Source organism: Streptomyces cupreus, from assembly GCF_014257025.1.
In the GTDB taxonomy this organism is placed as follows: Bacteria; Actinomycetota; Actinomycetes; order Streptomycetales; family Streptomycetaceae; genus Streptomyces; species Streptomyces cupreus.
Genome location: NZ_JACMSF010000110.1, coordinates 1 through 13,052, shown reverse-complemented (window position 1 = coordinate 13,052; position 13,052 = coordinate 1). Strand labels below are relative to the sequence as shown.

Below are 13,052 nucleotides of genomic sequence, written 5' to 3'. Positions count from 1 at the left end.
AGGCCGTGCGTGCCTTCTCCGAGAAGGGCGCGGATGTGGCGATCGACACGATCGCCAAGGCCGCGGGCGTCGGCTCGGCCACGCTCTACCGCCACTTCCCCACGCGCGAAGCGCTGGTCGAGGCGGCCTACCGCAACGAGCTGGCTCGCGTCTGCGACAGCGCCACGGACCTACTCGCCGACCTCCCGCCGGACCGGGCGATGCGCCTGTGGATGGACAGGTTCATCGACTACCTGGCCGCGAAGCAGGGCATGGCGGACGCCCTGCGCGCCGCGGTCGCCTCCGGCGCGGACCCCTTCGCCGAGACCCTCGACAAGCTCGGCACCGCGATCGGCTCCCTGCTGCACGCCGGGGCCGAAACCGGTCTCCTGCGCTCGGACGTCGACCCCCTCGACGTCGGCCTCAGCCTCGCCGGCGTTGCACAGATCACCGGCACCCCCGCCCAGCGCGACCGGGCCGACCGCCTCCTCGACCTGATCCTCGACGGGCTCCGCTACGGAACGAGCCCGTAGCCTGCGGCGGCACGAGGCCTCCCGTTGCCCACTGGGCTCGACATCCCTGACCTGGACGGGAACCCCGGCCCTGACATACACGACAGGCCCGGTAAGACAGGGAGACAGTGCCGGTGAACAGTGCAGATTCCGCACCGATGATCACCCACCCCTGACCGACCAGATCGAGCAACTCCTCTCCACGAACGCCCCATTGCCGATCGTGACGGCAGGCAACCCGCTCCTACGACGCGAATCCGAGCGCTACAATGGCCGGTTGCCCCCAGCCCTGCTCTCCCGCTTCATCGAGGCCCTGCGTCTCACCATGCACGCGGCCCCGGGCGTGGGCCTGGCGGCACCGCAGGTGGGCGTCCCGCTGCGGATCGCGGTGATCGAGGACCCGGCGCCGGTGACGGAGGAAGTACGCGTGGCCCGAGGCCGGGTCCCCCAAGCCTTCCGGGTCCTGGTGAATCCGACGTACGAACCCATCGGCCCCACCCGAGCCGCCTTCTTCGAGGGCTGCCTGAGCGTGCCCGGCTGGCAGGCGGTGGTGGCGCGCCCGGCGGAGGTGCGCCTGAGGGGCGAGGACGAGCACGGCCGAACGCTGGACGAGGTGTTCACCGGCTGGCCGGCCCGCATCGTCCAGCACGAGACGGACCACCTGAACGGGATGCTCTACCTGGACCGGGCCGAGCCCCGCTCGCTGTCCTCCAGCCAGGCGATGACCGAGCGCTGGACCCAGCCGACTCCGAAGGAGGCGGCGGTAGCGCTCGGCTTCGAGTTGCCGCGCTGAGCGCCGCCACGTCGCAGGCGACCGACGACCGTGCGGCCCACGCCGCCAGCACGATGCCGCTCACGGCGTGCACCCTGCCCGGGTTCACCAGATCCCCCACGGTGACGCGCCAGGCGCCCGGGCCGGGCAGGGTGGAGCAAGGATCGGCGCGCGCCCACCTGCCCCGTCTCGACGTCCACAGCAGTGACCGCCAGGACGAGCCGGTCATCGTCAGCGACCATCGGCGGTGTTCCAGCGGCGGGACGCTGCGAACACGTCGATGAGGTCACGCGGCGCTCCACGATCACCAAGCGCACGGACCTTCGTCCCGATCACATCCTCCTCCGCCAGGACAGGCCCGTACCGGCTTTGGGCGAGCGGCCGCCAGAAGACTTCCTTGAGGATGTCGACCTCGCATTCCTGCCCGGTGGTTGGGTCGGACACCGTGAAGCGGGCGGACAAGGGGGCGGTCTCCAGCGCCTCCACCTTCCAGCCGCGGGCTTCCAGGCCGGCGCGGAGCACGGCCGCGATGTCGGCCATGGGTGCCGGGTTCTCGGTGGCGACATCGAGGTCCTGGCTCGGGCGGTTCACGAGGCGGTGCGCCCGCACGGCATACCCGCCGGTGAGTACGAGGGGATATGGGGAGCCGAGTGCGATCACATCCGCCAGGAGCCGCGTGTGCAGCTCCGGCATGTCCGTCACGCGGCTGCCCGGGTGCGGGACGCGAGCTGGGGGAAGGCGTCTTCCCAGACGGTCCGCACGGTGCGGCCGACGAGGGTACGCAGTACCGGCCACAGCTGGAGGAGCAGGTCCCGGTTGAGGTAGCGGGGCAGGTCCTCGCGCAGCCCCTCGTGCAGGACGGTGCGGTAAAGGCCCATGCGCTGGCGAGGCTTGCTCAAGTCGTACGAGGTCATCCCGGACCAGGCCATGTGCAGAGGCAGCTCGACGACCCCTCGGGCAGGACCGCGCAGCTCGTCCAGCGAGTCCGGCAGACGCCGCCGGAACTTCTCCCGGTACAGCACGATGTCCTCGGCGACCGCGTCCGAGTGATCGCTCGGCGTGGGTGTGGAGTGTTGTGGGCTGGAGGGCATGAGTCCATTATGGCGGCCGAAGCAGCTGTAAGGGCCGTGATGTGCGAGCCTGCGTCAGCCCCTCCGTCCGCGAACGGAGGGGCTGACGGTGCCTTCCAGACCCGTATCGGAGCAGGCCAGATGTGGCGCGGTGACCCCCGCCGCTCAGTTGTCCCGATACGTCTCCAACAACCGCAACCACACCTCACTGATCGTCGGATACGACGGAACCGCGTGCCAGAGTCGGCTGATCGGGACCTCCCCCGCGACCGCGATCGTCGCCGAGTGGATGAGCTCGCCGACGCCGGGGCCGACGAAGGTGACGCCGAGGAGGATTTCGCGTTCCAGGTCGACGATCATGCGGGCGCGGCCCCGGTAGCCGTTGCCGTAGAGGGAGGCGCCGGAGACGTTGGCGAGGTCGTAGTCGACCGCGCGGACTCGGTGGCCTGCTTGTTCGGCTTCGGCGAGGGAGATGCCCACGGCCGCCGCCTCGGGGTCCGTGAAGACGACCTGGGGTACCGCCGCGTGGTCGGCGGTGGCCGCGTGGGCTCCCCATGGGTCCGATTCCAGGAGCGGGACGCCCGAGGCTCGGGCCGCGATCGCCGCGCCCGCGATGCGGGCCTGGTACTTGCCCTGGTGGGTGAGGAGGGCGCGGTGGTTGACGTCGCCCACGGCGTAGAGCCAGTCGCTGCCGGTGACGCGCAGGCTGTCGTCGACCGGGAGCCAGGAGCCGGGGTCCAGACCGATCGAGTCCAGGCCGATGTCGTCGGTGCGCGGGGCGCGGCCGGTGGCGAAGAGGATCTCGTCGGCCTCGATCCGGTCGCCGCCGTCGGTGACGACCACGACCGTGCCGTTCTCGCGGGTCACGGACTGCACGGAGGTGCCGGTGCGGACGTCGGCGCCCGCTTCGGTGAGCGCTTCGGCGACCAGCTCACCGGCGAAGGGTTCCATGCGGGACAGCAGGCCCTTGCCCCGGACGAGCAGCGTGACCTGCGAGCCGAGGGCCTGCCAGGCGCAGGCCATCTCCGTGGCGACCACTCCCCCGCCGACCACGACCAGACGTCCGGGCGCCTCCTTGGCGCTGGTGGCCTCCCGGCTGGTCCAGGGCTTGACGTCGGCGAGGCCGGGCAGGTCGGGGAGCCCGGCGCGGGTGCCGGTGCAGACGGCTACGGCGTGCCGGGCGGTCAGGACGCGCTCGGTGCCGTCGGCGCCGGTCACGGTGACCGTGCGGGTGCCGGTGATACGGCCGTGGCCGCGGTAGAGGTCGGCGCCGATGCCGTCCAGCCAGCCGACCTGGCCGTCGTCCGTCCAGTGGGAGGTGAACTCGTCCCGTCGGGCCGTCACCTTCGCCGTGTCGAGGGGGCCCTGCACGGCGGCGCTCAGGCCGGGCAGGCGGCGGGCGTCGGCCTGGGCGATGACCGGGCGCAGCAGGGCCTTGCTGGGCATGCAGGCCCAGTACGAGCACTCGCCGCCGACCAGCTCGCTCTCCACGACCGCGGTGGACAGACCGGCCGCGCGGGTGCGGTCGGCCACGTTCTCCCCCACGGGCCCGGCCCCGAGCACCACGACGTCGTACGCGATGGATTCCGTTTCCGTCATGGGGTCAGTCTGGTGGGTGGTGTGCGCCGTGGCCACACGGGTACGTGCGCCGATGCGTGACTGTCCGCGCACGGAATACCTGCCCGTCCGGCCGTGTTGTGCCGACGGCTTCGCCCCGACACAGGAAGAGGGAACACGCCATGAGCAGCACCGTGGAGCTCACCAAGGAGAACTTCGACCAGACGGTCACGGACAACGAGTTCGTCCTGATCGACTTCTGGGCGGCTTGGTGCGGCCCGTGCCGGCAGTTCGCCCCGGTCTACGAGAAGGCGGCTCAGGAGAACCCCGACCTCGTGTTCGGCAAGGTGGACACCGAGGCGCAGCCGGAGCTGGCCGCGGCCTTCGGTATCCAGTCCATTCCCACGCTGATGATCGTCCGGGACCAGGTCGCCGTGTTCGCTCAGCCGGGCGCCCTGCCCGAGGCCGCCCTGACGGACGTCATCGGGCAGGCCCGCAAGCTGGACATGGACGAGGTCCGCAAGGCGGTGGCCGCCCAGCAGGCGCAGGCCGAGCAGAACGGCCAGTAACAGCCCGGATCAGAAGGGGTACGGCGCCACATCGCCGCGCACCGTCGTCCAGCGCACGTCGGTGAAGGCATCCAGATTGGCCTCGCCGCCGAACCGGGCGCCGGTGCCGGAGGCCGCCGTACCGCCGAAGGGCGCGACCGCCTCGTCGTTCACGGTCTGGTCGTTGATGTGCACGATCCCGGTCGGGATGCGCTCGGCGAGGTCCAGGCCGCGGGCGGCGTCGCGGGTGACGATGCCCAGGGAGAGGCCGTAGGGTCCGTCCGCCGCGAGGGCGGCGGCCTCGTCGGCGGTGGCGAAGGAACGTACGGGCGCGACCGGGCCGAAGACCTCCTCCGCGTAGGCGGGGGTGTCGTCGGCGACGTCGGCGAGGACCGTCGGCCGGTAGAACAGCAGCTCGTGCGTGCCGCCCGCGGCCAGTTTGGCGCCGCGCGCGGCGCTGGCCTCGACCAGGCCGTGCACCTTGGCGAGCTGGGTGTGGTCGATGAGCGGGCCGAGGTGGACCTGGTCGCGGTGCGGGTCGCCGACGGCGAGCGAGTCGGCCTTGGCGGCGAGGCGCTCGACGTACTCCTCGTACAGCGACCGGTGGACCAGGTGGCGGCCGGTCGTCATGCAGATCTGGCCCTGGTGGAAGAAGGAGCCCCAGGCGGCGGTGGAGATCACCGCGTCGAGGTCGGCGTCCTCCATGACGATGAGGGCGGAGTTGCCGCCCAGCTCCAGATGCGCGCGCTTGAGGTGGCGTCCGGCGGCCTCGCCGACGGCCCGGCCTGCCGCGGTGGAGCCGGTGAAGGAGATCACCGGCACCCTTGGGTCGGCGACCAGGGCCGCTCCGGTCTCCGCGCCGCCGGGCAGCACGTGCAGCAGTCCCTCGGGCAGGCCTGCCTCGGCGAACACCGCGGCGAGGGACAGGCCGCCGCACACGGCCGTACGCGGGTCGGGCTTGAGGACGACCGCGTTGCCGAGGGCGAGGGCGGGGGCCACGGAGCGGATGGAGAGGATCAGCGGGGCGTTGAACGGGGCGATCACGCCCACCACGCCGACCGGGACCCGGCGGGTGTAGGACAGCCGGGGCGCCTCGCTGGGCAGGACGTGTCCGGCCGGGCGGGAGGCGAGGGCGGCGGCCTCGTAGCACTCCTGGGCGGCGACGTGCAGTTCGAAGTCGGCCTTGCCGGGGATGGAGCCGGACTCGCGCACCAGCCATTCGCGCAGCTCGTCGGCGTGCGCGGTGAACAGGTCGCCGGCCCTGCGCAGGACCCCGGCGCGCACGAAGTGCGGCAGCCGCGCCCACTCGGCCTGTGCCGCGCGGGCGGCCTCGGCGGCCGGTGCGACGTCCTCGGGGGCGGCGAGGGTGACCGTGCCGAGCGCGTCGCCGGTGGCGGGCTCGGTGACGGTGTGCTCGGGGCCCGCGAGGGGGCGGGGCTGCCAGGACTTGGGGTCGAGCAACGACATGACGGCTCTCCGTTCGGTCACCGCGGGACTCACTCGGGGAGCGGAAGTCCCGTGTAGTTCGCCGCCAGTTCGGCGGCCGCGTGGCGGGATGCGGTGATCCGGCGCAGACGTGCGAGCTGCATCCGCTGGTCGAAGGCATCCCCGTCTGGTTGAGCGTGCAACATCCTAGTCATGTCGTAGGAGAAACGCGTGGCCTGCCACACGCGTGCGAGACACACTTGCGAGTATCTGTCGATCAGTTGTGTCTCGCCTGTGGAACGCCAGGCGGCGAGCGCGCGGCTTGACACGCGGACGTCGGACACGGCGAGGTTGAGGCCCTTGGCGCCGGTCGGCGGGACGATGTGGGCGGCGTCCCCGGCGAGCAGCAGCCGGCCGTGCCGCATCGGCTCGTGGACATAACTGCGCATCGGTGTCACGGACTTGGCGGTGATCGGTCCGCGTTCCAGGGTCCAGTCGGCGTCGATGGCGAAGCGGGCGGCCAGTTCGTCCCAGATCCGCTCGTCGAGCCAGTCCTTCGGGGCGGTGCCGACCGGGACTTGGAGATACAGCCGGGAGACGGACGGCGAGCGCATGCTGTGCAGGGCGAAGCCGTGCTCGCCACGGGCGTAGACCAACTCCTCGCAGGACGGCGGCACTTCGGCGAGGATCCCGAGCCAGGCATAGGGGTGGTCGTGTGCGTACGTCCGGCCGACCGAGGCCGGAATCGCCTCGCGCGCCACGCCGTGGAAGCCGTCGCAGCCCACGACCCAGTCGCAGGTCAGCGTCTCCTCCCGGCCCGCGTGCAGGTACCGCACGAGGGGCCGCGCGCTGTCCGCGCCCTCGACGGCGAGCGCCCGCGCCTCGAACAACAGCGGTGGCCCGTCGGCCAGTTGGAGGGCGATCAGATCCCGCACGATCTCGGTCTGGGCGTAGATGGTGACGGTACGGCCGCCGGTGAGGGCCGGGAAGTCGATGTGGTGCCGTTCCCGTTCGAAGCGCAGCTCGATGCCGTTGTGGACCATGCCCTCGGCGTGCAGCCGGTCGGCGGCGCCTGCCTCCCGCAGCGTGTCGACGGTGCCCTGCTCCAGCATGCCCGCGCGCTGGCGGTGCTCGACGTAGTCGCGGGTTCTGCTCTCCAGGACGACGCAGTCGACGTCGGCGCGGTACAGCAGACGGGCGAGGAGCAGCCCGGCCGGGCCGCCGCCGATGATGCCGACGGTCGTACGCATGGAGTGCCTCCCGTACGTCAGCTGGAGTCGCGGTGCACCACCGATGCTCCCAGTACCTTGTGCGTCTCGGGCGCGGCGGCGGGGTCGCGCACCGCTCGGTCGACCAGTTCGGCGAGGTCCCGGCCGGACGGCAGCTCGATATGGACGGTACTCAGTCTGGGCCTGAGCAGCCTGCCGAGCATCAGGTCGTCGGCGCCGATGACGGCGGTGTCCTCGGGCACGGCGACGCCCTCGTCCTGCAGGGCCCTCATCAGCAGCATCGCGTACTCGTCGTTGTAGGCGAACACGGCGTCCAGGTCCAGCTCGCGCCAGCGCGCGGCGAGGTGGGCGGCGGCCTCCTCGTCGTAGCCGAGGGGCAGCTCGGTCACCGTGGCGTCGGTGCCGGACAGGGCGCGGCGCACCCCGTCGAGGCGGGGCCCGGAGAAGGCCTCAAGGCCGGGCTCGGCGGGCATCAGGACGCCGATACGGCGCCGGCCGCGCTCGTAGAGGTGGCGCCCCGCGCTGTGGCCGACCGCGGAGTGGTCCATCTGGAGGGCGTGGGCGCCCTCGACGCACTCGGGGCCGACGGTGACCACGGCGCGGGCGCCGGAGCGCTTGAGCACCGTCACGCCCTGCGGGCCGAGTCCGGAGCCCGGCACCAGGACGGCGACGGGACGCAGTTCCGCCCAGGCGCGGGCGGCCTCGTCGCCGTGCACGCCGACGCTGCCGTACTGCACGACGGTGTAGTCGAGGCGGCCGAGGGCGGACTGGAGGTCGCTGATGAACTGGCTGTAGAGGGGGCCGACCGGGAAGGCCGGGGCGGGCATCAGGACCATCCGGCTGTGCCCGGCGCGCAGGCTGCGGGCGGCCGCGTGCGGGACGTACCCCAGCTCCTTCGCGGCCTCGTGCACCCGGCGCCGGGTGGGCTCGCTGATCCGTACGGCACTGGTGTTGTTGAGGACGTAGGAGACGGTCGCGCGCGAGACGCCGGCCAGGCGGGCCACATCGGCGCTCGTGGGCACGGAGCGCGGTGCGGGAGACGAGGACGCGGGCGTTTTCGGTATCTGCACCATGACGTACGGCATCCTTGCAGAACCTGTGAAGGGCCGTCCGCGCGGGGTTGTTACGACCGTCAGCAGGGCGAGACGGACCTCGTGACGCGATCGACGAGATCCAGCCAGCCCGCCTCGACGCGCTCCTGCGACATCCCGCAGACCTTGCTGCGGTAGTGGACCATCGGCGGGTCGAGGTATGCCATCAGGGTCAGGGCGAGCAGTTCGCAGTCCGCGTCGGGGACTATCCGGCGCAACAGGATCAGAACATGGCCGCGCAGGAAGCGGCGGGGTGCGTTGCTGTAGCGGCGCTGCGGGTCGGGCTCGGCGGCGAGCTGGAGCTCCAGTTCGTCGGCGGAGCGGCGCAGCAGGGCGAGGCCGAACTCCCTCAGCCGCTCCAGGGGCGGCGCCCCGGGTCCCAGGGGCGCGGGGCCGGTGATGACCGCGGACTGGAAGTTCTTCTCGGAGTGGTCGAGCAGGGCCGTGAGCAGTCCGGTGCGGTCGCCGAAGCGGCGGAAGACGGTGCCCTTGCCGACCCGGGCCGCGGCGGCCACCGCCTCCATCGTGACCCCGGCCGCGCCGTGCTCCGCCACAAGACGGCCGGCGGCCTCCAGCAGCCGGGCGCGGTTGCGGGCGGCGTCGGCGCGCAGGCAGGGCTCGTCCTCCCGGGAGCTCAGCTGGAGCAGTTCGGGCTCGTCGACGGGCTCCTGGGACAGCGGGAAGGGCGGCAGCGGCGCGGACATGAAGCCAGCGTAAAGCATCGGGAATGAAACTGGACCGCGGTCCGCTTAGGATGCTAGAAACTAAACGGACCTCGGTCCGGATGCTCCCCGTCCCTGCTTCGTATCTGGAGTTCGCCATGTCTGTTCGCATCCTCGCGCTCGTCGGCAGCCTTCGCGCCGGTTCGCACAACCGCCAGCTCGCCGAGGCCGCCGTGAAGCTCGCGCCCGAGGGCGCCGAGGTGGAGCTCTACGAGGGCCTGGCCGAGATCCCGTTCTACAACGAGGACATCGACGTCGAGGGCAGCGTGCCCGCCGCGGCCGCCAAGCTGCGCGAGGCCGCCCAGGCCTCCGACGCGTTCCTGCTGTTCTCCCCCGAGTACAACGGCACCATCCCGGCCGTTTTGAAGAACGCCATCGACTGGCTTTCCCGCCCGTACGGCGCCGGCGCCTTCGGCGGCAAGCCGGTCGCCGTGGTCGGCACCGCGTTCGGCCAGTACGGCGGCGTGTGGGCGCAGGACGAGACCCGCAAGGCCGTAGGCATCGCCGGCGGCAAGGTGCTGGAGGACGTCAAGCTCTCCATCCCCGGCTCCGTGACCCGCTTCGCCGAGACCCACCCGGCCGACGACTCCGAGGTCGCCGCCCAGCTGACCGAGGTCATCGCCCGCGTGCACGGCCACGCCGACGAGGCCGCTGCCGCGTAGGGCGGGTCCATGGGCACCCGGCACTTTGGCTGACGTGGGGGCGAGTGCGCCCGCCCGCGCTTGCGGGATGGCGCTGCGGCCACCCGTGCCGCCCCAGCGGCACGACTGCCCGCAGCTACGCGGGTCTTAGGGCAGCTACTGCCGGGTGGGCGCCGTCCCGGCGGCAACGACTCCCCGCGGCTACGCGGGTCTTAGGCAGTCGCTGCCGGGTGGGCACCGTCCCAGCGGCACGACTCCCGCAGCTGCGCGGGTGGCCCCCTGACGGGGCGGGACCGCACGGTTCCCGCCCCGCTTCGTCGTGTCAGGCCACCGCCGTCGGGGCCAGTTCCCGTAGCTCCTCCAGGGCTGCCGCGACCGCCGGGCGGGTGCGGCAGCCCTGGCGGGTTGCGGTGAGGAGCTTACGGTGAGGGTTGCCCGTGCAGTGGACCCGGGTGATCGGCAGGTGCGGGGTCAGATGCGCCAGGCGTGGGATCAGGGCGACGCCGAGGCGATGGGCGACCAGGTGGGCCGTGGCGTTCCAGTCCAGCGCGTGGTGGACCACGCTGGGGGTGAACCCGGCCGCCCCGCACGCCGACATCACATGCGGGCGACAGGGACTCTCCGGCACCGGCGCGATCCAGTCCTCGTGGGCCGCCTCCGCGAGATCGACGTGCCCGCGTCCGGCCAGCGGATGGTCGTCGGGGACCACCAGGTCGTACCGATCGTCCAGCAGCGGCTGCTGATCGAAGCGCGCGTCGCTCAGCGGCGGGTTGCGCGGGGTCACATCCACCACGGCCAGGTCCGTCTCGCCCTCGAAGAGCAGGTCGAAGCTCTCCGGTACCCCCGTCTCCTGGATCCGCACGGTCAGCCGCGGATACCGCTCCCGCAGCCGTACCGCCATCGGCGCCAGCAGCACCGACACGGCGGTGGTGAAGCCGCAGACGCGCAGCTGTCCGGCGGGAGCGCCGTGCTCGGCGCGCAGATCGAGCTCGGCCTCCTCCCAGCGGGCCTGGATGGCGTCGGCGTGGGCGAGCAGGCTCTGCGCGGCCGGGGTGAGCCGGACCCCGCGCCCCTGCGGTTCCAGCAGGTCGACGCCGAGGTCGCGGGCGAGCTGCCGGATCTGCTGGGAGGCCGCGGACGGGGTGAAGTGCAGGGCTTGGGCGGCCGCGGTGACCGTGCCGTAGTGGGCGACCGCCCTCAGGACGTGCAGTCGGCGCAGGTCAATCATGAAGCCCACGCTTCAGGGTGTGATGCGGAAAGTCAACCTGGACATACATGAACACGGGGCCGCACCCTGGGCAGTGAACCGACCACCGCACAGGAGGAATTGCCATGACCAGCACCACCGGCGCCGTCTGCCCGCACTGCGGCTGGCCCGACGGCGCCGAGCCCTTCCAGGTGGTGTCCCGGCACGAAACCGCCGCCGGCCGCACGGTGTGGACCCGGTGCGGCTGCGGTTCGCTCCAGGTGCGCGTCGTCGACGCGGACGGCGTGCGGATCGTCTCGCGCAGCAGGCCCCCGGTGACCGCTCAGTCCAGTGGGGCCAGCCGCTGAACGGCCGGGGCCGCGAAGTCCTCGATGAACGCCGCCGGCTCGCCGGTGCGCGGGGCGAGGATCACCGTGTCGATGCCCAACTTGGTGTAGCCGGTGATCTCGCGGGTGAAGGCGTCGAGGTCGCCCTCGGTGGCGGCCTCGCCCGTGTAGACCACGGTCCGGCGGATCTCGTCGTAGTCCCGGCCCTCGGTGTCGCAGTGCCGGCGCAGCACGTCCAGCTTGTGCGCGACCTCCTCGGGACCGCTCGCGAACAGGTTGCACGCGTCGGCGTGGCGGGCGACCAGGCGGAGGGTCTTCCTCTCTCCCCCGCCACCGATCATGATCTCCGGGTGCGGACTGCTCACCGGGGCCGGGACGCACAGCGTCTCCGTGAGCCGATAGTGACGGCCCTCGAAGGGGCCGTTGTCCGCCGGGTCCCACATCTGCCGGCAGATCCGCAGGGTCTCGTCGAGCCGCTCGAAGCGCTCGGCGACGGGCGGGAACTCAACGCCCAGGCCCCGGTGTTCACGGTCGTACCAGGCCGCTCCGATCCCGAGGGTGGCCCGGCCGCCGGAGAGCACGTCGAGCGAGGTGGCGATCTTGGCGAGCAGTCCGGGGTGACGGTAGGTCACGCCGGTGACCAGCGCGCCGAGCCGGACCGTGGAGGTGTGCCCTGCGAGATAGCCGAGGGTCGTGTAGGCCTCCAGCATGGGGGCCTCGGCGCCGCCGTTGAACTCCATCTGGAAATAGTGGTCCATCACCGACAGCCAGCTCACCCCGGCCGCCTCCGCGGCACGGCCGGCCGCCGCGAGCTCGGCGCCCAGCGCGGGGCCGCCCCCGGGGTGGTCGAACCGGTTGATGTGCACGCCCACCTGCATGTCCGTCTCCGTTCACCCCGACTGTCCTCGACGCCGGTGACGCTAGTTCTTGGAGCGCTCTCGAAGTCAAGCGGCAACTCCGGTACGCCACCCGCTCGTTGAAAACCGTTCAAACAGGAGACCGATTCCGGTCAACTCTGCCAGGGTGGGCGGATGCAGACCCTTTACCGCAGACTGCTCCAGCTGATGCCCCGTTTCGGCGTGCGGGTGACGGACCTGGCACCGGGCACCGCACTGGTCTCCCGGCGCGGCCGGTACACGGTGAAACCCGCAGGCAAGGACGCCTGGATGGTCCTCCGCGGCGCCCCGGGCGGCTGGACCACCGTCCCGTTGGGCGAGAGCGGGGCCCGGCTCGTCCTCGGGGAGAAGTCCGCGGCGGACGAGCGCAAGCTTCAGATGGCGGCGGCCGAATATCTGTGCACCCAGCACGTCACCGCGATGTTCGAGCTGTACGGCGTGAACTGCGTCCTGGACGTGGGTGCCAACAACGGCCAGTACGCCAAGAGGCTCCGCAAACACGGCTACCGGGGCCGGATCGTCTCCTTCGAACCGACCGCGGAGGCCTTCGCCCGCCTCAGCAAGGCCGCCGAGCGCGATCCGAACTGGCAGGTGCACCACTGCGGCCTGGGCCGCGAGAACACCACGGCCGAGATCCACGTCGGCTGGAACACCATGAACTCCCTGCTCCCGGCGAGCGACTACGGCCGCGACCGCTACAAGCGCTTCCACACCACCCGCACCGAGGAGATCCGCATCCGGCGCCTGGACGCCGTACTGGACGAAGCCCTCGACGGCATCGACGAGCCGCGGCCCTTCCTGAAGATGGACACCCAGGGCTACGACCTGGAGGTGTACGCCGGGGCCGGGGAGCGGATCGGCGACTTCGTGGGCCTCCAGTCGGAGGTGGCCATGCTGCGGCTGTACGAGGGCAGCCCGCCGATGAGCGAGGCCGTCGCCGCGTACGAGGCAGGGGGCTTCGAGACCACCGGCATGTACCCGGTGACCCGGGAGGCCGCGACGGGACGGGTCGTAGAGTTCGACTGCGTGATGATGCGGGCGAAGGCGGCACCCGAGACGGCCTAGGGCCAATGCCGT

Annotated in this window: 14 protein-coding genes and 1 pseudogene; 6 read left to right on the top strand and 9 right to left on the bottom strand. The window is 71.9% G+C overall.

Annotated elements, in window-relative coordinates:
• Both H4N64_RS42695 and H4N64_RS42690 read left to right on the top strand, forming a co-directional pair.
• On the top strand, positions 1–512 hold a 512-nt coding region (locus H4N64_RS42695), incomplete at its 5' end, for a TetR/AcrR family transcriptional regulator (protein ID WP_186288011.1).
• Between the two features lie 151 nt (positions 513–663).
• Positions 664–1,284 carry a peptide deformylase gene (locus H4N64_RS42690; protein WP_260860351.1) on the top strand — a complete coding sequence of 207 codons (621 nt, stop codon included), beginning with the start codon at positions 664–666 and terminating at the stop codon, positions 1,282–1,284.
• Positions 1,285–1,503: 219 nt separating this feature from the next.
• Here H4N64_RS42690 and H4N64_RS42685 read toward each other — a convergent pair.
• The 3 genes and pseudogenes from H4N64_RS42685 to H4N64_RS42675 form a co-directional block, all read right to left on the bottom strand.
• Positions 1,504–1,956 (bottom strand): annotated as a pseudogene (locus tag H4N64_RS42685) (nucleotidyl transferase AbiEii/AbiGii toxin family protein); the annotation flags it as partial.
• Between the two features lie 5 nt (positions 1,957–1,961).
• A complete protein-coding gene (locus H4N64_RS42680) occupies positions 1,962–2,354 on the bottom strand; it encodes a hypothetical protein (RefSeq protein WP_186288010.1) in 393 nt (130 codons plus the stop codon).
• 144 nt (positions 2,355–2,498) lie between these two features.
• Entirely contained in the window at positions 2,499–3,932 is a 1,434-nt protein-coding gene (locus H4N64_RS42675; RefSeq protein WP_186288009.1) for a dihydrolipoyl dehydrogenase family protein, read from the bottom strand.
• A 140-nt stretch (positions 3,933–4,072) separates the two neighbouring features.
• Here H4N64_RS42675 and trxA point away from each other — a divergent pair, with 140 nt between their 5' ends.
• On the top strand, positions 4,073–4,459 hold the full coding sequence (gene trxA, locus H4N64_RS42670) for a thioredoxin (protein WP_186288008.1): 387 nt from the start codon (positions 4,073–4,075) through the stop codon (positions 4,457–4,459).
• A 9-nt stretch (positions 4,460–4,468) separates the two neighbouring features.
• On the opposite strand, the gene H4N64_RS42665 is transcribed toward trxA, so the two are convergent.
• From H4N64_RS42665 to H4N64_RS42650, 4 genes are read right to left on the bottom strand one after another with little or no spacing between them, the layout of a single operon-like run.
• On the bottom strand, positions 4,469–5,905 hold the full coding sequence (locus H4N64_RS42665) for an aldehyde dehydrogenase family protein (protein ID WP_186288007.1): 1,437 nt from the start codon (positions 5,903–5,905) through the stop codon (positions 4,469–4,471).
• 29 nt (positions 5,906–5,934) lie between these two features.
• Positions 5,935–7,113: a 4-hydroxybenzoate 3-monooxygenase gene (locus H4N64_RS42660; protein ID WP_186288006.1), complete on the bottom strand. Its 1,179-nt coding sequence runs from the start codon at positions 7,111–7,113 to the stop codon at positions 5,935–5,937.
• Positions 7,114–7,130: 17 nt separating this feature from the next.
• Positions 7,131–8,177 carry a LacI family DNA-binding transcriptional regulator gene (locus H4N64_RS42655; protein ID WP_186288005.1) on the bottom strand — a complete coding sequence of 349 codons (1,047 nt, stop codon included), beginning with the start codon at positions 8,175–8,177 and terminating at the stop codon, positions 7,131–7,133.
• Positions 8,178–8,224: 47 nt separating this feature from the next.
• Positions 8,225–8,905, bottom strand: a complete 681-nt coding sequence (locus H4N64_RS42650) for a TetR/AcrR family transcriptional regulator (RefSeq protein WP_186288004.1) — start codon at positions 8,903–8,905, stop codon at positions 8,225–8,227.
• Between the two features lie 98 nt (positions 8,906–9,003).
• Here H4N64_RS42650 and H4N64_RS42645 point away from each other — a divergent pair, with 98 nt between their 5' ends.
• Positions 9,004–9,567 carry an NAD(P)H-dependent oxidoreductase gene (locus H4N64_RS42645; RefSeq protein ID WP_186288003.1) on the top strand — a complete coding sequence of 188 codons (564 nt, stop codon included), beginning with the start codon at positions 9,004–9,006 and terminating at the stop codon, positions 9,565–9,567.
• A gap of 301 nt (positions 9,568–9,868) precedes the next feature.
• Here H4N64_RS42645 and H4N64_RS42640 read toward each other — a convergent pair whose 3' ends face one another.
• On the bottom strand, positions 9,869–10,774 hold the full coding sequence (locus tag H4N64_RS42640) for a LysR family transcriptional regulator (protein ID WP_186288012.1): 906 nt from the start codon (positions 10,772–10,774) through the stop codon (positions 9,869–9,871).
• A 104-nt stretch (positions 10,775–10,878) separates the two neighbouring features.
• Between H4N64_RS42640 and H4N64_RS42635 the strand changes: the two genes are divergently transcribed.
• Positions 10,879–11,100 (top strand): hypothetical protein, encoded by a 222-nt coding sequence (locus H4N64_RS42635; protein ID WP_186288002.1) that lies wholly within the window; start codon positions 10,879–10,881, stop codon positions 11,098–11,100.
• Here the strand turns inward: H4N64_RS42635 and H4N64_RS42630 are convergent.
• Positions 11,076–11,957 (bottom strand): LLM class F420-dependent oxidoreductase, encoded by an 882-nt coding sequence (locus tag H4N64_RS42630; protein WP_186288001.1) that lies wholly within the window; start codon positions 11,955–11,957, stop codon positions 11,076–11,078. The two genes, H4N64_RS42635 and H4N64_RS42630, sit on opposite strands and share 25 nt — an antisense overlap.
• Positions 11,958–12,110: 153 nt before the next feature.
• Here H4N64_RS42630 and H4N64_RS42625 point away from each other — a divergent pair, with 153 nt between their 5' ends.
• Positions 12,111–13,040, top strand: coding sequence for an FkbM family methyltransferase (locus tag H4N64_RS42625; RefSeq protein WP_186288000.1), 930 nt, complete (start codon positions 12,111–12,113; stop codon positions 13,038–13,040).
• Positions 13,041–13,052 lie beyond the last annotated feature (12 nt).

Excerpts from the sequence above, each read along its gene's own strand:
- trxA (WP_186288008.1), top strand. The coding sequence starts at position 4,073 with ATGAGCAGCACCGTGGAGCTCACCAAGGAGAACTTCGACCAGACGGTC.
- H4N64_RS42630 (WP_186288001.1), bottom strand. The coding sequence starts at position 11,957 with ATGCAGGTGGGCGTGCACATCAACCGGTTCGACCACCCCGGGGGCGGC.
- H4N64_RS42650 (WP_186288004.1), bottom strand. The coding sequence starts at position 8,905 with ATGCTTTACGCTGGCTTCATGTCCGCGCCGCTGCCGCCCTTCCCGCTG.
- H4N64_RS42675 (WP_186288009.1), bottom strand. The coding sequence starts at position 3,932 with ATGACGGAAACGGAATCCATCGCGTACGACGTCGTGGTGCTCGGGGCC.
- H4N64_RS42625 (WP_186288000.1), top strand. The coding sequence starts at position 12,111 with ATGCAGACCCTTTACCGCAGACTGCTCCAGCTGATGCCCCGTTTCGGC.
- H4N64_RS42635 (WP_186288002.1), top strand. The coding sequence starts at position 10,879 with ATGACCAGCACCACCGGCGCCGTCTGCCCGCACTGCGGCTGGCCCGAC.
- H4N64_RS42655 (WP_186288005.1), bottom strand. The coding sequence starts at position 8,177 with ATGCCGTACGTCATGGTGCAGATACCGAAAACGCCCGCGTCCTCGTCT.
- H4N64_RS42665 (WP_186288007.1), bottom strand. The coding sequence starts at position 5,905 with ATGTCGTTGCTCGACCCCAAGTCCTGGCAGCCCCGCCCCCTCGCGGGC.
- H4N64_RS42680 (WP_186288010.1), bottom strand. The coding sequence starts at position 2,354 with ATGCCCTCCAGCCCACAACACTCCACACCCACGCCGAGCGATCACTCG.
- H4N64_RS42640 (WP_186288012.1), bottom strand. The coding sequence starts at position 10,774 with ATGATTGACCTGCGCCGACTGCACGTCCTGAGGGCGGTCGCCCACTAC.
- H4N64_RS42645 (WP_186288003.1), top strand. The coding sequence starts at position 9,004 with ATGTCTGTTCGCATCCTCGCGCTCGTCGGCAGCCTTCGCGCCGGTTCG.
- H4N64_RS42660 (WP_186288006.1), bottom strand. The coding sequence starts at position 7,113 with ATGCGTACGACCGTCGGCATCATCGGCGGCGGCCCGGCCGGGCTGCTC.